Origin of the sequence: Nostoc sp. PCC 7524 (assembly GCF_000316645.1) — a bacterium.
Classification (GTDB): domain Bacteria; phylum Cyanobacteriota; class Cyanobacteriia; order Cyanobacteriales; family Nostocaceae; genus Trichormus.
The window spans coordinates 4128732-4151276 of record NC_019684.1; the positions used below are offsets into that span (position 1 = coordinate 4128732).

Consider the following 22545-nt stretch of genomic DNA (forward strand, 5'->3'; position numbering starts at 1 on the left):
ATATATACATTCATGAATAACTTCAAATCGCTACATCAATGCTACGGAAAACTTAAATAAAGCCATCCATTAAGATATTTCAGATAATATATTCAGAATATCTTAGGAGCCAAACATTGGCAGATGCCCGGCTATCTTGTCCATGAGCGAGAAAACCGCACTTGCAGATAGCTAGCATCGCGCTAGGATGTATTACAGTTAACGGCACAATATCAGGCGATCAGTTGCTATGGACATTTCCCCCATCAAGGCTGTTCAAGCCCCTTACTACGGCGATAACTTCTACCGGACACCGCCGCCAGATTTACCTTCCTTACTATTAAAGGAGCGAATTGTCTATCTGGGGATGCCACTGGTACCTGCTGTCACGGAATTGATAGTTGCCCAACTATTGTATTTGCAGTCCGACGACCCCGAAAAGCCGATTAAAATTTATATCAACTCTACTGGCACTTCTGGTTATAGTGGTGAACCCATCGGCTTTGAAACCGAAGCCTTCGCCATCTATGACACCATGAAATATATCAAGCCCCCCATCCACACCATTTGTATTGGTTCCGCGATGGGTATGGCAGCGATGTTACTGAGTGCTGGTACAAAAGGTTGCCGTGCTAGCTTACCTAATGCCAGTATTATCTTGCACCAGCCCAAGAGCTACGCCCAAGGCCAAGCCACAGATATTCAAATTCGAGCTAAGGAAGTTCTAGCTAACAAAGCCTCAATGGTTGATATTCTGTCTCGTACTACAGGACAGCCGCCAGAAAAAGTTACCAAAGACATGGATCGTCTCTTCTACATGACTCCATACCAAGCCAAAGAATACGGCTTAATTGATCGAGTCTTTGAAAAAGAAGAACTCGCCAATCCCCCACTACCAGCTAGTGTTCTTTAAGAAGGCAGAAGGCAGAAGGCAGTCCCGATGAAACAAGTTTCACAGCCAAGCATAAAAATGTGGTGCGGGACTGAGCTATATAGATACTCATCTAAATAGCATTTTCAAGTCAGAAGGCAGAAGAGAAGAGGAGACAAGGAAGAGGTTGAACGAATCCCCAATCCCCAATCCCCAGTCCCCAATGCCCCATGCCCTATGTTCTATGCCCCATACCCAATTAACTATTAACGGAGTCAAATATGCCTATAGGAGTTCCTAAAGTTCCTTATCGGATGCCCGGAGGCCAATTTACAGATTGGATTAGCATCTACGATCGCCTGTATCGGGAACGGATTATTTTCCTTGGGCGTGATGTTGATGATGAAATTGCTAACCAAATCATCGCTGTCATGCTGTACTTGGATTCCGAAGACCCAGGTAAGGATATTTACTTATATATCAATTCCCCTGGTGGGATGGTAACATCCGGCTTGGCTATTTATGACACCATGCAGCACATCAAGTCAGATGTGGTGACAATTTGTGTGGGTTTAGCCGCTTCCATGGGTTCTTTCTTGTTGGCAGCTGGCACAAAAGGCAAACGTCTAGCATTGCCCCATTCCCGGATTATGATTCACCAACCCTCTGGCGGTACTCGTGGACAAGCCACCGACATCGAAATCGAAGCCAGAGAAATTCTCAGGATTCGTAGCCAGTTGAATCAGATTTATGCCAACAATACCAGTCAACCCTTAGCCAAAATCGAAAAAGACATGGATCGCGACTTTTTCATGTCTGCCCAAGAGGCGAAAGAATACGGCTTGATTGACCGTGTGATTGAAGAACGGATTTAGGATTTAGGATTAGGGACTGGGGACTGGGGACTGGGGACTGGGAAGAAGCAGGGAAGTAGAGGATAATATTCTCTTATATGCTAAATGTCCCATTAGCAGTACCCAATACCCAATACTCAATACCTAGTCCCTAATCCCTTACAAATCTGTCAAATATGAACTATAAAATATAAGATTATTATTTATTATTAAAATTTTCAGTTGGCAGCTAGTAGCTGATAGCTGAGATATTCAACCACTGATATATCAAGATGGATCTCGGAGATTGCTACCGTTTACTGGGTTTAAGGTCGGGTGCTTCTTTTACCGACATTAAAGCCTCTTACCGACGACTGGCCCAACAATATCACCCTGATATTAATCCAGGGGACAAAAAAGCTAAAGATAAATTTATTGCCTTGACTGAGGCATATAGATTTTTATTGACAGTTGTACCACCAGAGGAGACTGCCCAACGGCCGCAACAGTCGCCTACACCTACCTCTAGCCACCAAGAAACTCAAGCTGCCCGTCCAAAAACAGCACCTAAAGCCACAGTTACAACAGAAAAGCCACCAACAAGCCAACCTCCTAACATTGCGGAAATTGAGCAAAGGCTGAAGTGGAAGACGTATGAGCAACTACAACGGTTTTTAAGAGAACGAAGATTTCCCCAAGCGATCGCCTTAGCCGAAGCCTTAGCAGCACGTTTACCTAAAGACGCAGAAGTACGCCAATGGCAAGCGATCGCTTATCAAATTTGGGGACGCGCCCTCATTAATGAAAACCAACTCCTCAAAGCCAGAGTTTATCTCAAAAAAGCCTTAAAAACTGACCCCCATAACAAAGCCTTGTGGGAAGAAGTACAGCGCGACTTCCAAAAGTTGGAGCAGGTTTTTTAGAAAAAGGCAATAGGCAATAGGCAATAGGCAATAGGAATTAGTTTTTCTCCCCTGCTCCCCTGCTTCTTCCCACTCCCCACTCCCCACTCCCCACTCCCTACCTTTCAGCGTGAATATAGTCTACGAAGTAAAATTTTGGAGTTAGCCAGAATTTTAGCCAAGCGTAAGTAGCAAGGCTTAAGAGTGCCGTGATGATGAGGGGTAAACCTAGCTGAAGTCTGAGGGTGTCGGGTAGGATGGCAGCACCAGCTATAGTAATGGCAGAATATGCCAGCAGTATGATTTGCGATCGCTGGATATTTTTCAGGGCATTACGGCAGCTACTACAATGTTGGGTATGCTGTTTGTAACGATCTAAGATGACAGAGCGATCGCTATTAATGGTTGAGTATTCTGCATGACTAATTCCCACTTCTGACCAAGGTAATTGACCACGACAATAAACATCAAACCATTTGCGAAACTCAATTACTAAGCGATCTGCACTGGTAGGTAACTGGTAGGCAGTTTTCCAGCTTTCAGTTAATTGTTTTTGTTGAAGAAAATACTCTTGCTGCTGTAAAAGTATCATATCTCCATCCAGAACTGCATTACGGTTAGTGATGTGATCCCACCAACGGGGTATGAAACGATGCAGTGTTTTCGCAAAGTTACGAGTAAATTGAGCTACAATTCTTGATTTACCAGGAGCTACAGGAATACAATAAGTTATCAGTCCTACCTGTTTGCCTGCATCACCAAAACTAATGGCATACTCCAAACGACAAGGCGGTTCAAAGGTAATTTTGGTTTGGAAACCTCCAGTAGTCACCGCTTCAATTAAATTGGCTGTGGATTGCACAATACTAATGGGTATAGGCCTGGCTTTTTCTCGATTACCCTGTACCCCATGATGAGCAAAAGGAACATGACTAGGATCTGCCACATTCTCTACTAAGGTTTGCCAGTCATATTCCAAATCACGGACAAAAGAACTCCAAACAAAACCTTTATTCGCATCTACTTGCGGTGATAAAGGTAGTGCTTGAGCAGCAGCTAATTCTGGTGATTGAGCATCCAGCCACACCCAAAGCAAATCATTGGCTTGGCGCACTGGTAATGTAGTTACACAAAAGTTGTTTTGATTTTTAGTAACAAGTTCTGGATTCTCAGCTTGGGGAATCTGGGTACAAGTTCCCTGAGCATCAAATTGCCAACCGTGATAGCTACACATTAAATTCCCCGTTTGCTCATCAATACGTCCCTCACTTAAGGGAGCTAGACGGTGGGGACACTGATCTAAAAATACTCGGTAAGTCTCAGAAGACTTGGGTTTCCAAATTACCAACCGCAGTCCTAAAACCGTAACTGGGGTTGGTTTTTGGGGATCTAAATCTTCAATAGGTGATACCGGATACCAGTTTTGAAAAAAATTGAATTCAGCTTGCATTTTGTCCAAAAATTAAATAAATTTTAAGAAACCGTATATAACCATAGGTAGAGTTAAGAGTCAAATTTTGTGCCGATCTGAGTCAGCAATTAACCAGTTACTGCTTACATCCAAGTTTAATCATGACCTAAATTGGCGAAATATTTTTAGTGTAATCTGTGTCTGTGAAATCAAACCTCTTACCGTGTTAGTCTGCGTTTTTGAACAAAAATCCTCATACCGTCAAATCGGTATGAAAAAATTTTATGTGCGATTCTGCAATCACCATTACCGTCAAATTATTTGCCGCTTATCAAGAGGCTTATGGAGTGTCAGAACTAAGATTACAATTTCCTGATAGTACACCTGTGAGTGCAGTGTGCGATCGCCTCATCATGGAACACCCAGAACTAGCTAAATGGCGAGACATCACCCGCTTTGGCATTAATTTAATTTTCGTCGAACCCGATACAGTCTTAAAAGATGGTGATGAAGTAGTGTTAATTCCCCCCGTAAGTGGTGGTTAGAGCAGGGGAGCAAGGGGAGCAGGGGAGGAAAACTAATTCCTATTGCCTATTACCTAACCTGAACGCGGAAGCGAACAAAACCATAGGAATTAGTTGGTGTACCAGAGCCAGTTGCTTGGGGTAGATTGGGTAAATCTGGATTTCTTGTGATGTTAACTACTACAGCACCGTTAGTGTTGCTGCTAGGACAAAAGCTGGGTGTATTGGGGTCATTGGCTGGGTAAAAAGTGCCGCGATCGCTATCTGCAATACTACTCAGAAATACTGTATTCGAGCCTACAGCCAAAGCAATACCTTGATCCGCCCCAGCTAAACCACCATCGTTAGGAGTTTGATTATTAAAAGCAGCAGGCAGAAAAGTGACATTATTAGGTACTAAATCACAGACTTTCACATTAGTTGCATTACCTTGACCATTGGAGAGGAAATAGATTGTATACTCTAAATCATCTCCGGGCTTAACATTTCCACCATTGATTAAACCCCGTAAATAACCAATTGGCCATTTGAAATCATTGTCATCAGTCTCCCGTAGTGCTGCTACATAGTTACTAGCAGTAGTAGCTACATCACTCCGCCCATCTACAAGATCGGTTAAATCCTGACTGTTAATACGGGTAATACGTTTGACTAATAATAAGTTAGGTGGATTGATAACAGCTGTAAACAGTGTAGGCTCATCATCATCCGTTTTGCTGGGATCATTACCTAAATTGGAACCATCATCAGCAGTTTGAGCAAAGTAATTTCCTACAATTGGCGGATTAGTCGTAGCACCAGCCGAATCTGCGTCTGTGTACGCTGTGCCTACTGTTCCAGTAGGATTGTCAGGGGTTGTAAAGTTAGCATTGGCTTGGTTAATAATCGGATTGCCAGCATTGGCATTGTTAATTGTGGCGGTAATTCTAATGGTGATGGTGTCTCCGACACGCAAAGTACCAGAATTAGTTAAAGCACCAGTGCCAGTGTAACTAGGATTCAAAGTGATATTATTGCCTGATGTCTGAGTCACAATAGTTGCATTTACAAAAGTTATTTGTGATGGCAAAGTATCATTAATAACAAAATCTACAGCGTTGCTATTACCAGGATTTAAATTAGAGTAGGTAATCGTATATTCAACCGTATCCCCTACAGTCACAGTTCCACTACTATCATTGTCTGCTGAGAAGCGAACAGATTTAGTTCCTCTAACATTGGCCTGAGTATTGGTAGTAATTACCAGGGGTGTAAAGACAGCCTGACTAGGGAAATATGTCCAAGTATCTATGCCTTTAAAATCACCATAGTTATTACTAAACTCGTGTTCTCCCATAGCACTATTTATACCTCTGGCAGCATTTCGCGGGTTAGTAGCTCCTGTACCATTTAAATTTACAGATGTGCCATTAGCGGTAACATAATTGCTGTCATTGTAATAAATAGTGGTAGGCCCAATGTTTTGTCCGTTTACGTCTTGGATGGCAGGAAAAGTAACAGGCGGGTTTTCCATAGTGATTATAAACCCGGAAGTATTATTCTCCGCATCCAACATCGGGAAGTGATATTCACCTGCTCTAGTAGTCATTTGGGCGGTGTAAGGTGCATTTTCTGAGCGCGGTGGCAAATTTAACCCGTTAGCATCCTTGCCATCCCAACTTACTACATTGAAGCCAGAAGGCATGATATTTTGTAATACCCGGTCTACGCTGGGGTCAAAGATGCCATCATTATTAGTATCAATAATAATTTGATAACTACCACTAGAACTAACATTAAAACTAAAGTAGCCTCCCACACCGACAAAAGTTTGATTACCGCTACCACCTGTTCCACCAGTAAAGAGAAAATTTTGGGGGATTGGTGGTGGTGTAGCTGTTAGAGGAATTCCTAAACCAGTTAGCGTTTCTGGAGCGGGACGATTAAAGAAAACTAAGTGGGTAATATCTGTAGCCGTATCGGGAATACTGGGATCTTGAACACGGATGTTACCATTGAATAGCAGATCGTTATTGGAAGCAACGGCACTCCGGTAAAGCGTACTATTGTTAGTTTTATCAAGATATCCCCGGTTATTAGCAAAGAAGATGAAACCATAAGGATCGATTCCATTCATATCGGTTTCATAGAGATATCCGTCTTTCGTTTGAATATACAATTTAGATTTAAGAGCCAGGCCATTACTACCCATATTCATGGCTATATAGTTAGTAAATACGCGTCCTTTTTGAGCCACACCATTTCGAGCCACTGTAATATCCCAAGCAGCAACACCCATACCTTGTGTACTATCTATGGGGAATTGTGCGTTTTCAGACACCACAGTGGGATCACTATTAGTGGTAGGAGCGCGAAACTCAACTTTATAAATACCAGTTTCTGTAGCAATAAAGCTACAAGGAGTGTAACCACCAAGTGCTAGGGGAGCAGGTCCTAAATTTTCTTTAGTTATTGTGTCAATATGACCGAAAGCACCATTGATGACATCACAAGAACCATTTTGGCTACTAAAGGGGCTACGGTAGACAATATCTTGAGTTCCGTTAGCACTACTGTGAACACTAGAACCAAGATAAACTGTTTCTCCAGCTTGTACATAAACTTGAAATGTAGTCTGCCTAGGAATACCTGCTGTGGAGCGTTGTGACCATTCCACATAAGGCCTGTTTCCATCATTTGCCACTAATTCTTTACTACCCTCTGCCCAGCTAGGTTGTGTGCAATAACCTAAAATGCCTAGCAAAAAAGCAAAGCTACTTAACCATTGTTTTTGGTAGCTTTTTGATAACGACGTTTTCATAGTAGCGATCGCTTGTAAATAATTAAATAAAAATTTCATTAGTTAGGTTTTAAATTTTCCAAACACTACATCCATAAAGTCATAGAATTATTTTTATTTTGAATTTTGAATTGATTCATTGTTAACGCGCTACAGGTTTTTGTAATCCAAACCCATCAAATAATTCATTAAGCTTAAGCGTCAAACCCAAATACACCCCCCCCGCCGATCGCGTACCAGAAAAATCTCGGTCATCGACCTTACCAAACACATAACCAGCTGCTAGACGCAGATTAGGACTTAAATAATAACCAGCTTCCACCACAAAGCCTGTCTCAGTATAGTTAGCTTGACCTATGACACGCGCCTCACCCACCAAATCCCAGCTATATCCCAAGCGATAAGTAGCACGTAATTGTCCGAGATTTACGCTACTTGTACCTGCTAAATCACTAGCTAAGTAAGAAGTGCTATTACGCAACGCATATTTACCATAAAATTCCCATTGCCAATTCGGTGCATAAATAGCCTCGACAGCAAAGGTATGGTCTTGAGAACCCGTACCGCTACCTAAAAATATGGTGTCAGGAATAGCTGCGGGGTTTTGGCGATATTCATAACGCAATAAGGCGTTAAATTTATCGTTGTTAGGATCACGGTAAGCTAAACCTAACTTCAAGTTCACTGTGTCACCCAGTCCCGACAGCTTTTGATTAGCAGAATTGGCTTGTTGATAGCGCACTAATGCAGTCAATGCAGGCGAAATTTTACCTACGGCTGCGGCGGAAATCACGGTGTTAGAACCACCGGAAGAAGTGCGGTGTTCATAACGGGCGCTGGCTTGAAATTCAGGATGATCAGAGTATTCTAAGCCGATACTGTAACTATCGCCGCCATTAAAACCGATGGCTGAGGCGCTTTGTCCAGGTGCAAATGGTTGGGGAAATTGTTGACCTGCGGCGGTGCGGTTGAAGAAGTTACCAAAGACACGTTCGTAAGCTAGATTCAGCCGCAATCCTGGTGCAATCATCCAACGGTTATTGAGACCGATCGCACCTTGGGTAGTCAGTTCGTTAGCCCCACCGATAATTGAGTAACGCGCCGTTAAGGTGGTATCTATACCCAGTTTATGTTCGCCGTTGATATTTAAACTGGTGATGGAGTTGCCAGCTAACTGACCACTACTGTAAAACTGTTGGGCGAGACTAATGTTAACACCAGGAACAACCGCCCAATTTAAACCCAGTATGGTGCGGTCTGGATAGACAGTATCTTTCTGGGAAGATAATGTGAGTTCATTTTGGGCTTGGAAAGTCAGGTTATTAGTAAGGGGATAGGTGAAACGACTCCGTAATTGCTCAGATGTACTATTTAAGGAGTTAGTCGCAATTCGGTCTTGGCGATCGCGGTGAATCCAATCTACATCTATGGTGGCTTTCCCAAAACGTTGTTGAATCCCCGCCGCAATGGTGGTGAGGGAATTATCTACTTGACTACCGGGTATGGCTTGCGTTCGTGGGGAAAATAATTCTTCAAATGTATCTAGAGGTTGGGGTGCAATGCCAAAATTATCTTCATGGTCGTACTGCACCCGAATATTTGTAGTTGTAGAAACTTTTCCTGTTAACTGTCCACCATAGCGAGTCTGACCAGGAACAAAGCTAATAGTAGCGTTATTCGCAAAACCCGTATCTGCATAACGATAATAAGCACGACCTTGTAAGCCTCTAAAAATCTCCCCTTGGGCTTCTAAACGGTAAGCTTCGCCACTGACGTTTCCGATAACGTCCGAATCATTGCTGGAATGGGCATATTCTGCCGTTAATTTACCTTGAGAACCAAGGGAAATCATGGCATCTGCGCCGTAAAGTTCAAAGCTTCGTACCCCCTGGTTTTCCCGGATGTAGGTAGCCCCTAACCAACTTTCTTGATTGAGGGTGCGGGAAAAGTGGTATTGCAAACGACCTGCATAGATGTTGCTATTAGAGTCTTGAGAGTCGTACTGATAGCTAACAATAATCCGTCGGACGAGGATTTGTCCTGTGGCATCAATATCTGTACGCAGAATTGGTTCTCGAAATAAAAGAGTACCGCGATCGTAATCAATTTCGTAGTCTGGCCCCCGATTTAACTGCTGACGTTCCAGCACTGTACCAGGACGATTTAATTCTTCTAACTCAATGAAGACATTTTCACTACCAGGAACTACTAACCGCCGCGACAGGAAATAATAGCCGCTAGTACCATCAGGTGCAATGGTATCTCTTTGAAAAGCGTCTAAATTATTACCGTAGAAGCCTGTAATTTGCAGATTTCCTAAGTTGTAGTTAGCTTTAAAACCGTGGAGTTGGCGAGTAACGGCTGTAAACTGCTGAGAAGCACGGGCAAATTCTTCTGTGTTGTAATCACCCCACATCGCGTAATCAGGTGCAACTCCAGGGATGCGAGTGGAACGTTCAAAGCGCAGATAGACGCTATCAATTGAAGGTGCAACAACATCAACTCTGGAACTATCGCCATAGACGGGATAGTTTTGTTCACTAAATTGATAACTCCTAAATAGACGATTATCACAGTTGCAATCTTCGTTGAGGCTGCGAGAACTGTTATACGCACCTGTAAATAACCATTCGCCAAAAGAACCCGTAGCAAAGATAGCTGAGTGAAAATCTAATTGGGTGCGTCTATCTCTATCGGGGCGGAGAAAATCACGAAAACTGCCGTAATAATTCGTCCCTCTCGCGCCTAAACGCAAATCAATCACCCCAGTCACTAGGCTAGGACGCAGGGCAGTTTCAAATTGTAGTTGAGTAAAGGCTTCTAAATCATTTGCTACTGCCCGAATCCTTACGGTTTGGGCTTTCAGATCAGAACGTAAGGTAGCTGTAAATTCCCCTGCTTTAGCTTCTACCTGAAATCCCGGTTGTTCGGGTTTGAAGTCAGTTCCTACTAACTCTCCCGCCGTTGGAATGATAGTAACTACAGCATCTTGATAAGAACGATTGCCATTTGCGTCTAGGAATTGTCCTTTGATGGTGGCGGTAGAACGTCCATCAGCAGGTATACGAGATTCAACGGTTTCTACAGTTAATTTGCTGGCTGTTCCTCGTACCACTACCCGCACTGTTACAGGTGGTTCTGAACTGCCTACAATTTGTGCAGAGATATTATTGTCACCGTCTTTTAATGGAACTCCGTACCATGTCTGCGTTACTAAATCAGTATCCGCATCGGTGGCTGTGCGTCCCAGTAAAGAAGAGTCTACTAATTCCCCATTGACTCGTAGTTCTAGTTGATTACCAACGGGAAACTGCACCGTTATCTGAGTGGCGGGGATATCTGCAACGCTGTCAGGAGTGGGGGTGAGGATTTTTGGGGATTGGGAACTGGGGATTGGGGATTGGGGATTGGGGATTGGGGATTGGGAATAATTTTCTGGTTCTGGCTCTGTTGTGATTAGCTTATGTAAGCGATTGGGTAAGGGTGTATCTGTTGCTGGTTTAAAGGGTGCAATTTCTGTAGGCGTAGTTGGGGCTGGTTCTGTGAGTCTGCTTAAACCTTTGGGTACTTCAATATCAGTCGATGGCTGAAATGGTGGGATGGCATTTGGCGAAAGCTGAAAATTTTCGTCTTGGGGTGTAGGTGCTTCTTGATTGCTTGACTGTATGGTTAATTCGGTTGTTTGACCTAACCCCCTAACCCCCTCCTTCTCTACTATGGAAGGGGGAATAGTTGAAGGTTCTTGTGTTATCTGGGGAGAGGGGTTTTCTAAGTCGGAGTGATTATTAGTTTCAGCATGAACTATAGCTGGATACAAAACACAGCTAACAGCCCCAGCCATTACTCCCATCAACCTCAAATTAAAATTAGTTACAGGTTTCATGGCTTAACTGCCTCCTCGGAGATGGGAGTGACTGCAAAATTCATGCGGACTAAGCCCCCAGGTTCTAGACGCACTAGGCGCGATTGGCTATTGCGATCGCGGAATTTCTTGTTGGGCGCTAGTTTGTAACCGGGAACACTGCTAAGGTCTAATACTCCTGTGTGACTTCCAGGTAAGACATTCCCTAGGGAGAATAAACCATTGGGGTCTGTAGTAATACGGTTGCCGTCTTGTAGGAAAACTACTGCATTAGGAATTCCTGGTTCTCCGGGTTGTTGTTCTCCATCAAAGTTTTTATCAATAAACACCCGCCCGATGATTGTGCCGCAATCGGAAACTATACCTGGGTGAATCCTAAGTTGATGGGTGGCTGGGCCATCTTTGATACTAAAACGGTTGTCAGCACGTAGGGCATTGACAATGGCACTATTACGACCAGTACCACGCAAGGAGTCAGTGGTTAATTGTGCAGCGTAGGCAATATTTAGCACTTGCCCAACGGGAATATTCACATCTGTGCGGAAGGTGACTGTGCTACCGTTGCGTGTAGATGTGATGGCGACTGACTGACCATCAATTTCACCACGTACAGATTGAGGTATAAAGTTAAATCCTAAAGGTAAATTATCGGTGACAACTATATTATTGAGAGCCGCATCAGAGAGATTTCTGAGTGATAGGCGATAGATGACAGTATCTCCTGGTTCAGCCGCAGCGCGATCGCCTGTCTTGATGATCTGCATCTGATTGGCTTGACACATATTAGTGGTAAATTCAAAAGCTAATAAGTCCAGTCCCACTATTTCTGCATTGGGAACTAAAACAACTGTGTCTTCTACTCTAGTCTCGCCAGAGAGACTAATTGGTTGACCATCTAAAGAGGTAGCAATGTAACGGACAACACTATTATTAGCTGTACCTGTGCGGTTGAGAATTTCAATTTTGATGCGTCGTTGCTGATAAACAGAATTAGCCGGAGGATTGACTACTAAAATATAAGTTCTACCTGGATCGGTTTGACCTCTATTCGGATCAAGTAGAAAATTATAAACACCAGGCGGATTATTAGTAATGAAATAGGGATTAACATTCTCACTATTTGGAGCTTTACCACCAGGAATATTATTATTAGGAATATCTGGAACTTCTGTAGGGGTTAAAGAAACCAATTGTCCTAATTCTGTCCCCGTTGGATCATTAGGGTTAGGTTCATATACACCCACAGAAAAGCCTGTATAGTCTGGTAAAAGTGCGCCTGCACAACCTAAAATCCGCCCTAATGGGTCAACTAATGGGCCAGGATTTAAATTTAGCTGGCTGGTAATGCCTTGATATCGATTATTGCTAGCAGTATCTATATAAGTATAAGTAGCTTGATTGGTGAGATTAACCACACGGGTTTCTTGAGCAGTTGCCGGGGTAGGCACCATAGTCTGCAACCAGCTACCCAGGAGAATAGTTGCTGTTAACTGTTGATACCAGTTATTGCCATGAGTGACTTTTTTTCGTTGACGAAGACGGATCACTGAACTTATCTCCTCTGAAATGCCTTTGCTAATCAAGGCATTCATTTAAAGTAAAAATTATGACCAGTCAACCGATGTCATCCAATAAACAGATAAACAACGGCTGACTATTGAGTACACTTTTCCCAAAACCAGTACAAAAGTCATCAACTAACGCACTTGAGTTTGATAAGTTGCTGTGACAATGCTTTTGGCGGCTAGTGCAGGAAGTTGCAATCGGATATGAGTGTAAGCAGTTGCTGGTGCTGGTTTAGTTTCGACTTTGCCACCAGGAAAGGTGACTGTAATTGTGGGATTGGCGACAAAACTACGTCCACCGTCGATGCTGTAGGTGATTTTGGCAGCTTGATTGTTGATATTGGCAGACTTCAGTACATACACCATACCTTTGGGGATGGGTTGATTGAGCGTGACATTTTTGAGGGTGCGATCGCTCTTATTTTCTCCACTCAATGTATAACGTAATACATCCCCTGGATTAACTACCGCTTGCCCTTTCAAAGCTTGCCATGTAACTTTTTGCTTACCTTGCTGATCTTTAGTCAAAACCTGCTTTTCTGCTTCTAGGCGCAACTGTAAAGCTTGTTGCTTCTGCGGACTTTGTGCAACTGCACTGTTAGATTGCAACCAACTGGCTACCCCTGAGACATGAGTGGTAAAAGAGTCTGTAGCTAGCAGTAGACTTGTTCCTATCCCGGCAATCAATAAATATTTCATCTTCATGCTAGTTCACCTTACGTTGGAAGATAAATGTTCCTGTCTGACCAGGTGTAACAGGGTTAGTCAGGGTATGAATATACCTAGTGACATCATTAGCCGCAGTAGTACCACTTTGTTCACCACCCAGAAGATTGGTAGCAGGGTCGCCACTGAAGTATTGAATTGTTCCTGCACCTTGAACCGAGCCAAGAACGTGGCTGGTATCAATTGCACCATTGCTATCATTATCTCTTGCCCAGTTATTTGGTAATACTGTGCCATCTTCAGTAATTACCACACTACCAGCCCTTAAAATCACATTATTTGTACCCACATCTGGTTCAGAAATATTTCTGTATTGAATTACGTACTCAATAATATTTCCAGGTGCTGGTGTCTTCGGAACTGTACTTAAAGTACCATCTGCACCTTGAACTGCTGGACCTGTTCCTTGTAAAATCCGTGACTGCTTGAGCAGTTGCAAGTAGCCAGTGTATACTCGGTTAATGGAAATGTTAAACGCTGCATCATCAGCCAAACCATTAGCATTGGTGTCAATGAAAGCGGTGATGGGTACAGGGAAACCACGTTCAAAACCAGGATCGGTTGAAAGTGGTGTGCCAGCAGGTACGTCAACATCCACAGTATAGTTAGCTGTACCATTCGCTGCTACATTATCAATTCGTACTGGGTTATTAGCACCAACTGGGTTTCCTCCTACAACACCATTACCATTAGTGAATGTAAAAGCTCCGTTATTGTATGTATAAGTAGCAGTTGTAGCACCATTGTTAGCAGATATAGTCACAAATGTACCGTTAGGCAAATTACCTACATTAGCTGGTGGTGTAGGTATTAAAGAGATATTTTCTGGTTGAGAACTATCATTTCTAACGGTGTTAGTGAAATTCACTACATTTGGATCAATTAGTGTCCCTGGAGTAGTATTGGCCGGAACATTGGAAGATTTATTGGTAAAGTCGTCATTGTTGTCAGTTGGACCAACCGCCGCCGGAAACCCATCTGGACCATTGAGAACTGCGGCAAAGCTGATTGTAAAGACGTTAGCTTCACCACCAGGGTTGGCACCAGGATTGTTAGCATCACCACCGTTATTATTGTTAGTATCTGTTCCGGTTGTGTTGAGGTCAGTTGGATCGGTTTTTGGGTCAGTGATATAACCATCAGGCACAGTAGGCGGTAACTGATCTGGTACACCATCCCCGTTAGTATCTGTTGTTGGTGGGGGTGTCATGTTACCTGTAGGCCCATCAAAGTTACTGGGATTTGGATCACCTGACTCATCCAGTACAGGTGCGTTTGTTTCGGGTGTTTTACCAAATACTTGAGCGATATTGGCTATAGTTAGAGGTGCAGTCTGTCCTGTTCTCACTGCTACCCGAACGGAGAATTGGGTTAACTGTGCATCAGCAGCAGGCAGGTAAGTAGATGTATCGCCATCTGTAGTAGGTTTAATAAAACCAACACGAGTGACTGAAGACAAAGCTGGGGCTGTGGTTATCCAGGTAGCAGCGTTAGCAGGTGTGGCTACAGGAGTCGTAGAATAAACTACAGTCCAACCACTGGGTGCTGTTGGCGCTACTGCTAATTCTGTCCCAAAAGGAATCGCATCAGAAACTAAAATATTTGTGCCGGTAAGACCAGGTATAACCGAACCTGCTAAAGCTGAGGGAGTAATATTCTGCCCTGTGTTATCAGTAGACCTAACCTGCAAACTCAAGCTGTAATCAATAGTATCGCCTGTGAGATCGCTTGGCGTACCGTTATTGTTATAGGTGCCGCGATTTTTCAGGATGGTAGCCAAAGAATAATACTTCGGAGCAATAGTTATAGAGGCTGCTGCACTACCTTCTACTACACCGTTAGCTGGTGAACCTGTAACTTCTCCTCCAGGCGTGCCATCTGGATTGTCTACAGTGTAAACATCTCTAGCATCATTAATTGACCCAGTGCGTGGAGAGTTAACATTAGTTTCAGGAGGTGTAGTTTCCCCTAAAGTCACGTTAATTGTTTGACCAGGTGTAACACCTGAATTTACTGTGACTGGGACTCGTACTTGTATGTTTCCATTGACTGGTATGGACGGTGTAGTAAAGCCACCCAGAGGAATATCTATCCATGTATTCCCATCAGTGCTGTATTGTAATGTACCTACTGTGCCTGGGCCTGTAATACCAGCTTGGGTGGGAAGTTGGAACCGTGTGGGGTCGTTACCTATGTTGGTGATAGTGAAGGGATAGTATATGAGATCGCCTGCTTGAATAGTTCCGCCATTACTATCTGAAGGTGTTCCTGCAACAACGGAAATACCAGCTACTTCTGCTACGGTGACAGTTACCGTGTTGGAAGTGCTATTGATTGGCACATTGGGATTATTCGGATCTTCGTAGGTGGCTGTTGCTTGGTTGTTGATATCTGTACCTGCGGCAGTTGGAGTAGTTTGAGCTAATGCAGGGGAGACAAATTGGAAAAACCCGCTTGCTAGGAGTGCTGTTGTGACTAAAGCACCGTAAAGCCTAGATTTCCTGGACTTATTCATTTGTTGATAGGATTTCATGGGATGTAGTTACTTGGTAGATGCAGCTTGGTTTTGAGCAAAATCAATGAAAAATTTGCTGATTTTACTAAATTCCTAGATGTGCTGTATGTTTCATATGTTTTTCTGCTAATTAATTAGTTTCAAAGCAATAAAAATTACCAAGAAATATAAAACCCAGCTTTGAATAAACATTTGCTTTACTGGGTTAGCTGTTAGCAGTTTCTGGGTTATGCAGTTTGATTTACTGATATAGAGTTGATGATTTGGCACATAGCGATCGCTCAACAATAGAACCTTAAATCACAAAGTTCTTATATAAAATCAGTTTAAATACTGGTATTAAAAAATTTGATTAATTTTTTGTTTAGCAGAATTACTTAAGTGCCTATACATTTAAGCCGTAATTTTTTGTACTAAAAAAATGAGTGTGATTTAGTGTATTCCGATAGTAGATGGTCAAAAAGAAGGGTGTGGGGTATGGGGGGTAGGGTGTAGGGGAAATCAGTGGGGGCTTTGACTCGAAGGTGGTTTCGGGGCAGGGTGTAAAAATAATATAGTTTTCTCTTCTTCCCCCACACCCTGCACCCTACACCCTGTTTTAGTCAACTCCTTCTCCAAGCAATTTCAGGATTGGTATCAATTTCTCCTATTTTCAAAAATTGATTTTAAATTGGGAATTTTGAATTAGAGCATAGAAACGTTCATAACTCCAGTATTTTCAATACTTTAGGTAAACCCGATAAAAATTGTCGGGTATGTTTGACTGGTATTTTTACTCGTGATACTATTCAGCCAACAGTTGACAGACAAACAGGGAAAGATAGTTACTATGACTCAGGCAGTATCCACACCTACCAAAGCCAGCAACGCCGCTTTCAGTGCATTGAAATGTAAAGAATGTGGCGCGGAATATGAACTCAAAGCTAGTCATGTATGTGAATTATGCTTTGGGCCTTTGGAAGTGAAGTATGACTACAATGCTTTGCGTTTGTCTGTCACCCGTGAAAAAATTCAAGCTGGGCCGAATTCCATTTGGCGTTATCGTTCCTTTTTGCCTGTCGCCACTGACAATGTAATTGATGTGGGAACAGGGATGACTCCCTTGGTGCGTTCCCATCGTCTCGCCCGTCGCCTGGGTTTAAACAAACTATATATAAAGAATGATGCGGTAAATATGCCCACCCTGAGCTTTAAGGATCGGGTGGTGTCAGTTGCTCTTTCCCGCGCTAGAGAGTTGGGTTTCACTACAGTTTCTTGCGCTAGCACCGGAAACTTGGCTAACTCCACCGCCGCGATCGCAGCTCATGCCGGTTTAGACTGTTGTGTATTCATCCCCTCAGATTTAGAAGCTGGCAAAGTCTTGGGTAGCTTGATTTACAGTCCTACCCTCATGGCTGTGAAAGGTAACTACGACCAAGTAAATCGCCTCTGCTCGGAAGTTGCTAATACACATGGTTGGGGTTTTGTCAATATTAATTTACGTCCCTACTATTCTGAAGGTTCTAAGACATTAGGCTTTGAAGTAGCAGAACAACTAGGTTGGGAACTACCTGATCATGTAGTTGCACCTTTGGCTTCTGGTTCACTATTCACCAAGATTTACAAAGGCTTCCAAGAATTTGTAGAAGTTGGTTTAGTAGAAGGTAAGCAAGTCCGTTTCAGTGGCGCACAAGCAGAAGGTTGTTCACCCATCGCTCAAGCATTTAAAGAAGACCGCGACTTTATTAAACCAGTTAAACCGAATACAATTGCTAAATCAATTGCGATCGGCAACCCAGCAGATGGAGTTTATGCCGTAGAGATTGCCAAGAAGACTGGCGGTAATATTGAATCTGTCAACGATGCAGAAATCATCGAAGGCATCAAATTGCTAGCTGAAACAGAAGGTATCTTTACCGAGACAGCAGGTGGAACTACCATTGCTGTACTGAAAAAATTAGTAGAAGCTGGCAAGATTGATCCAGATGAAACTACTGTGGTTTACATCACTGGCAACGGTTTGAAAACCCAAGAAGCTGTACAAGGCTACATTGGCGAACCTTTGACAATTGATGCCAAACTCGATAGCTTTGAACGTGCATTAGAGCGTTCTCGGACTTTAGATCGCTTGGAATGGCAACAAGTTCTTGTTTAGTCATGAGTCATGAGTCAATAGTCAATAGTCGTTAGTATCGGACTAATGACTATTGGCACTGACGACAATTTACAACTGATCACTATTAATTAACTATGGCTGTAAAAGTTTTAGTACCTACTGCTCTGCAAAATTTAACGAACAATCAAGCTGCTTTAGAATCAAGTGGCAGCTCTATTGCTGAACTGTTAGACTCTTTAGAAAAAAGCTTTCCTGGCATTAAAGCACGCTTGTGTGATGAAAATGGACAGCCACGGCGCTTTTTGAATTTGTATGTCAACAGCGAAGATATCCGCTTTTTGGATGGAGTAGCGACACCTTTAAAGGATGGTGATGAGGTAAGTATCGTTCCTGCTGTAGCGGGTGGTTGATAACGTATATTTACCTACAAATGATTTTTAGTCTCTCCTCCCTCCGCAATCAGGAGAGACACAGATGTCAACTGTTTTGAGCATGAGTAGTTTATATTACTCATGCTTTTTGTGTATTAGTCAATAGGGGACAGGTGACAGGTGACAGGTGATAGACTGTGACATACTCCCACACTGATGCAAGCATACAGTGTGGGCTTCTCATCCAATCCAGCTATTGCTTCTCCTGACGGAGACGCTACGCGAACGGAGGCGATGAGCTTTGTTTTGAGTCCACGAGATGCCCCTCCGCAGACTTGAACAAGTACAAAAATGTTCAATCCTTTGTACTGTCAGAGTTTTACCTACCCACAGAAGCGACAAACAAATGTCTGTTACTGGGTAGAACCCCATACTCTGAGTTGTCAAGGTTCGGCGCACAGGAGAGCCACTGCGGTCTTGGGGTCTCCCCAAGTAGAGCAAGTGGCGTAGCGGTTAGCTATTAATTTGATTAAACCTGTACGACTTAAGTATATCATGGTTACGGTGATTTGTCGTAATTATGTCAAGAAAACACAGGATTGAAACAAGACTTAACGACAGGGAATTGGGACTTTTAAAAGAGTTCGCAGAGACTCTGCATATCCCGATGTCTGAAGCGTTGAGAACCTTAGTCCAAAGTTTGGCGATACCCTTTCAGGGAAGCAAGCTACGTCGCCCACCCCACTCCCTCAACGAGTGATAGTCGTTATTGGTCGGGGGTGGGACTCCGACGCTCGATGACTCGCTACCGCTTCGCTATCACCGCCCTGCCATTCATCTCATCACTTCCGCTGAAATTATCTAAACCACAATGTACACAACGTTGACTGTATAAGCATTTAACATTGTGAATACTTTCTACAACGTTGACAGTGGATATTTTACCAACATCTCTTGGAAAGATATCCACTGCTCGTCCTGTGTGTAAACAATGATACCGTCTTTGGTGTTTTGGCTGGCAAGAATTAATTTCTTCTTGTAGGCTAATGCGTACCATTCCTTAAAAACATCCAATTCAGATTGTTGTCCAATTTCTTCATTCTTGATCCAACCCTCTTCTATAGCTTTTTTAAGCCATGCACCTGGTTTTTCAATATTGCTACTAGCCATTGCTTCTTTAAAAGCTTTTATTGCATTTAAAACAGTATCTTCCTCTGCTGACTTAATTGTTTTAGTTAAGGTTGGATTCAGTTTAATTCCAATTAAGTCAAGTTGCTGTTTAACATGATCACTGATATCAGAACGTCCAGCCCTTTTCTTATCTAATGAAGTAACCTTTGAATTTTCATCATTGCTCATTCTTGTTGCCCTCCAGAGTATTGATGATATTTTCTAGATTTTTTTAACATCTTCATTAACTTGAATTTGACGTTGCCAACCATTAGTTTTAGCTACTTCGAGAACTTTATTAGTACGCTCTAAATGTTCCTTATGTTGGTCTAAAAACTCAATGGTTGTACGAAAATCACCGCAGGTTAGGCAGGCATTGCCCTTACTACAGGTAAGCTGTGCGGGTAGTCCACAATATCCATTTGCTAAAGTTTCAGCCAAAACTTTTTTCTTCATCCATTGCAGACCACTATCATTGTCTAATTCTGGATGAAGTGATTCAATAACTTCGCCATTAATATTGACTACTTTATTATCAAGATATTTGTCTATTTCTTTTCTTAATGTCGCATCATGAATATGAGCATAAACCATAGTCATGTGAGGTGAATCATGACCTAAATATCGTTGGACAATATGCTGTGGCACTCCATTATTAATCATTCTTGTCCCAACAGTATGGCGAAACTGATGAGTCTGAAAATTCCATCTCTTGCCCGTGCTATCGCAAATATTAAATTCCTCTGCCAAGTGTTTTAAATGATTAGCAAACGATTGGTCGGTCATAACTTTAGGTTCAGGAATAAATTCTGGCGATGCTTTTCTACCGCAGAAAAGATATTTATAGTCTTTACCAAAATGTTTTTGAATGTAAGCTTGCTGCTCTTTAATAGCCTGGGCAAGCTCTATAGATATAGGCAAGGTAGTTTCAAACTTCATCTTCCAACGCATAAATTGAATAAACCATCCACCTTTACTATCTTGCTTAAGGCAATCTAAAGGTAGTTGACATAATTCTCCTACTCTCAAACCACATTCTTGAATAACCAGCACCATTCTTGTTATTGGCTCAGGTAAGGCATCTAGGTGTTCATTTAATTGACGAATCACTTCATCTGGAATATAACGAGGTAATGATTTTGGGCGACTAGGATAATCCTCTTTACGAATTAAGTAAGGTTCTACATTAAACCATTTATTAGTAACACCAGTTTCAAATAAAGAAGCTATAGCAGAGATACGTTCACCTTTAGTTGCTGGAGCTAGATGTTTTTGATTAAGATAATCTAGGTAGTCGATAATTACAGAGCGAGTTATATCTTCTATTCGATTTACTATTTTATTTTGAGATATAAATCTTGAAAAATTCCTGAAACAAGACAAATATTTTTGTAGCTTTTCAAAGCTAGTTGTTGTCGTAGCAATATATCTAATAAATCTTTTAATATCTTGTTTTAGCCATTCCTGTTGAATAGAGGAAAAATTTAGTTTATCTCCATCATTATGGTGTGGGCTAACTTGTAATCCTAATTCTGAAGCAGTCCAATAATCGTCTAGTATTTTTATATGACTAGCCGATGGATTTATTACAAACTTGTGTTGACATTGTTTGCAACGATATTTTTGTTTTCCTGTTGGATTAATGCCAGCTTTATGATAATCTATGCTGCCACATTTAGGACAATTTATAGTTGATTTTTTAACTGCCTGAAGTTGAGTCTTTTTTTCTTGAGTTTGTGGAATATAGTCATGATTCATTGAAGCCATCTCTCTTTGTCAAATATTTTTGATATTCTTTCTGTAAGTCATCATCTGTTAGATGAACATAAGTGTTAATAGTAGTTTGAATGTTTGCGTGACCCAATCGCTTTTGGACATACGCCATATCCCATCCAGACCTAATTAACTCTGTAGCATGAGTGTGTCTAAGTAAATGAGGTGTCGCTTGAATACCTGTTTTCTTGGCTAACCTTTTAAACAGTCCATTCACAGCACCATAATCCATCGGTTGACCTATTTCACCGTCCCAACAGTTAACAAATACATAATCACAGTCAATATCGTCTGGATATTCTTCAATCAGATAATTAGAGTAGAGTTTCATCAAATCTTTGGAAACATGAATTACTCTTTCAAATCCTGCCTTTGCCCGACTAATATTTATATTGTCAGTTCTGGGTATTACATGAATTTCATTTACTCCTTGTGAACGAATATCCTCATGTCTTAGTCCTAATAACTCACCAATTCTCATGCCAGTTTCATAAAGTAAACAGATAATAAATTTATCTCTAATTCTTTTACAAGCATTAACTAATTCTTTAACCTGCTCCGAAGTTAAACATCCTGGGAAAGTTTTTGGTTCTTTAATTTTCAGTAATCGTGTTTTAACTTCCTTCCCTTTGCTTATGTGGTGTAAAAATGGCTTGTATTTTCGTCCTGGTTGCATCTGATAGCGATAAGCATTAACCCCTTCAGTTGCTCCCAATCGCTCATGAAATTCATAAAAACCACAGACAGTCGTTAGAGCATGGTTAATTGTCTTTTCTGACCGTTTAGACACTTGTGGTTGAATGGATACTACTCCTGGTTCTGGACTTCTTAGCCAGTGAATAAAATCCGATAACTGCTCTAGATTTATTTCCTTCCAATCAATTTGCTTATCTCGTAAAAACTCCCAGAATAACTTTAGGTTGTTGGCGTAAACCCTAACTGTGTTGGGTGACTTTTCTAAACTGTCTAAGTAACGTAGGTATTTTTGGATTGGCTCGATGGGTAAGTAGTCGTCATCTAGCACGATCCATATTGGGCGATTTGAATCCAGTAGCTGACCTTTTTGAACTAACATATCCTCATTGTACACGTTGTGTAAAAGGTGTAGTTAGTATTAATATAGCTTAATAAAAAGAACTCATAAATAATCGTTGTTGTTGTTGTGTAAG

General features: G+C 42.0%; 15 protein-coding genes. 6 read left to right on the plus strand and 9 right to left on the minus strand.

Features of this window, described 5'->3' with window-relative positions; all coding sequences use genetic code 11:
• Positions 1-229 precede the first annotated feature (229 nt).
• The 3 genes from NOS7524_RS16400 (at position 230) to NOS7524_RS16410 (ending at position 2606) form a co-directional block, all read left to right on the plus strand.
• The gene (locus NOS7524_RS16400; protein WP_015139604.1) at positions 230-892 is read left to right on the plus strand and encodes an ATP-dependent Clp protease proteolytic subunit; all 663 of its coding nucleotides are present in this window, start codon (positions 230-232) and stop codon (positions 890-892) included.
• Positions 893-1131: 239 nt separating this feature from the next.
• Positions 1132-1725, plus strand: a complete 594-nt coding sequence (locus tag NOS7524_RS16405; protein ID WP_015139605.1) for an ATP-dependent Clp protease proteolytic subunit — start codon at positions 1132-1134, stop codon at positions 1723-1725.
• Positions 1726-1976: 251 nt separating this feature from the next.
• Positions 1977-2606 (plus strand): J domain-containing protein, encoded by a 630-nt coding sequence (locus tag NOS7524_RS16410; RefSeq protein ID WP_015139606.1) that lies wholly within the window; start codon positions 1977-1979, stop codon positions 2604-2606.
• Between the two features lie 97 nt (positions 2607-2703).
• Here NOS7524_RS16410 and NOS7524_RS16415 read toward each other — a convergent pair whose 3' ends face one another.
• Positions 2704-4035 carry an aromatic ring-hydroxylating dioxygenase subunit alpha gene (locus tag NOS7524_RS16415; RefSeq protein ID WP_015139607.1) on the minus strand — a complete coding sequence of 444 codons (1332 nt, stop codon included), beginning with the start codon at positions 4033-4035 and terminating at the stop codon, positions 2704-2706.
• A gap of 245 nt (positions 4036-4280) precedes the next feature.
• On the opposite strand from NOS7524_RS16415, the gene NOS7524_RS16420 reads away from it, so the two are divergent.
• A complete protein-coding gene (locus NOS7524_RS16420; protein ID WP_015139608.1) occupies positions 4281-4541 on the plus strand; it encodes a MoaD/ThiS family protein in 261 nt (86 codons plus the stop codon).
• A 49-nt stretch (positions 4542-4590) separates the two neighbouring features.
• Here the strand turns inward: NOS7524_RS16420 and NOS7524_RS16425 are convergent, their stop codons facing one another.
• From NOS7524_RS16425 to NOS7524_RS16445, 5 genes are all read right to left on the minus strand, one after another.
• The gene (locus NOS7524_RS16425; RefSeq protein WP_015139609.1) at positions 4591-7359 is read right to left on the minus strand and encodes an isopeptide-forming domain-containing fimbrial protein; all 2769 of its coding nucleotides are present in this window, start codon (positions 7357-7359) and stop codon (positions 4591-4593) included.
• A gap of 82 nt (positions 7360-7441) precedes the next feature.
• Positions 7442-11182, minus strand: a complete 3741-nt coding sequence (locus NOS7524_RS16430) for a hypothetical protein (protein WP_015139610.1) — start codon at positions 11180-11182, stop codon at positions 7442-7444.
• A complete protein-coding gene (locus NOS7524_RS16435; protein ID WP_015139611.1) occupies positions 11179-12708 on the minus strand; it encodes a DUF11 domain-containing protein in 1530 nt (509 codons plus the stop codon). The genes NOS7524_RS16430 and NOS7524_RS16435 overlap by 4 nt, the downstream gene beginning before the upstream one ends.
• 150 nt (positions 12709-12858) lie before the next feature.
• A complete protein-coding gene (locus NOS7524_RS16440) occupies positions 12859-13425 on the minus strand; it encodes a DUF11 domain-containing protein (RefSeq protein WP_041555813.1) in 567 nt (188 codons plus the stop codon).
• A gap of 7 nt (positions 13426-13432) precedes the next feature.
• Positions 13433-15985 (minus strand): beta strand repeat-containing protein, encoded by a 2553-nt coding sequence (locus NOS7524_RS16445; protein WP_015139613.1) that lies wholly within the window; start codon positions 15983-15985, stop codon positions 13433-13435.
• Positions 15986-16796: 811 nt separating this feature from the next.
• On the opposite strand from NOS7524_RS16445, the gene thrC reads away from it, so the two are divergent.
• Positions 16797-18101, plus strand: coding sequence for a threonine synthase (thrC, locus tag NOS7524_RS16450; protein ID WP_015139614.1), 1305 nt, complete (start codon positions 16797-16799; stop codon positions 18099-18101).
• Positions 18102-18196: 95 nt separating this feature from the next.
• On the plus strand, positions 18197-18472 hold the full coding sequence (locus NOS7524_RS16455; RefSeq protein ID WP_015139615.1) for a MoaD/ThiS family protein: 276 nt from the start codon (positions 18197-18199) through the stop codon (positions 18470-18472).
• Between the two features lie 879 nt (positions 18473-19351).
• Here the strand turns inward: NOS7524_RS16455 and NOS7524_RS16460 are convergent.
• From NOS7524_RS16460 to NOS7524_RS16470, 3 genes are read right to left on the minus strand one after another with little or no spacing between them, the layout of a single operon-like run.
• Positions 19352-19792 (minus strand): hypothetical protein, encoded by a 441-nt coding sequence (locus tag NOS7524_RS16460; protein ID WP_041555059.1) that lies wholly within the window; start codon positions 19790-19792, stop codon positions 19352-19354.
• A 33-nt stretch (positions 19793-19825) separates the two neighbouring features.
• Entirely contained in the window at positions 19826-21361 is a 1536-nt protein-coding gene (locus NOS7524_RS16465; RefSeq protein ID WP_015139616.1) for a tyrosine-type recombinase/integrase, read from the minus strand.
• On the minus strand, positions 21351-22400 hold the full coding sequence (locus tag NOS7524_RS16470) for a tyrosine-type recombinase/integrase (protein ID WP_235622358.1): 1050 nt from the start codon (positions 22398-22400) through the stop codon (positions 21351-21353). The genes NOS7524_RS16465 and NOS7524_RS16470 overlap by 11 nt, the downstream gene beginning before the upstream one ends.
• Positions 22401-22545 lie beyond the last annotated feature (145 nt).

Bases quoted from the DNA above. Each gene is read 5' to 3' on its own strand.
- NOS7524_RS16410 (WP_015139606.1), top strand. From the start codon at position 1,977: ATGGATCTCGGAGATTGCTACCGTTTACTGGGTTTAAGGTCGGGTGCT.
- NOS7524_RS16430 (WP_015139610.1), bottom strand. From the start codon at position 11,182: ATGAAACCTGTAACTAATTTTAATTTGAGGTTGATGGGAGTAATGGCT.
- NOS7524_RS16460 (WP_041555059.1), bottom strand. From the start codon at position 19,792: ATGAGCAATGATGAAAATTCAAAGGTTACTTCATTAGATAAGAAAAGG.
- NOS7524_RS16455 (WP_015139615.1), top strand. From the start codon at position 18,197: ATGGCTGTAAAAGTTTTAGTACCTACTGCTCTGCAAAATTTAACGAAC.
- NOS7524_RS16400 (WP_015139604.1), top strand. From the start codon at position 230: ATGGACATTTCCCCCATCAAGGCTGTTCAAGCCCCTTACTACGGCGAT.
- NOS7524_RS16415 (WP_015139607.1), bottom strand. From the start codon at position 4,035: ATGCAAGCTGAATTCAATTTTTTTCAAAACTGGTATCCGGTATCACCT.
- NOS7524_RS16420 (WP_015139608.1), top strand. From the start codon at position 4,281: ATGTGCGATTCTGCAATCACCATTACCGTCAAATTATTTGCCGCTTAT.
- NOS7524_RS16405 (WP_015139605.1), top strand. From the start codon at position 1,132: ATGCCTATAGGAGTTCCTAAAGTTCCTTATCGGATGCCCGGAGGCCAA.
- NOS7524_RS16465 (WP_015139616.1), bottom strand. From the start codon at position 21,361: ATGAATCATGACTATATTCCACAAACTCAAGAAAAAAAGACTCAACTT.
- NOS7524_RS16445 (WP_015139613.1), bottom strand. From the start codon at position 15,985: ATGAAATCCTATCAACAAATGAATAAGTCCAGGAAATCTAGGCTTTAC.
- NOS7524_RS16440 (WP_041555813.1), bottom strand. From the start codon at position 13,425: ATGAAATATTTATTGATTGCCGGGATAGGAACAAGTCTACTGCTAGCT.
- thrC (WP_015139614.1), top strand. From the start codon at position 16,797: ATGACTCAGGCAGTATCCACACCTACCAAAGCCAGCAACGCCGCTTTC.
- NOS7524_RS16425 (WP_015139609.1), bottom strand. From the start codon at position 7,359: ATGAAATTTTTATTTAATTATTTACAAGCGATCGCTACTATGAAAACG.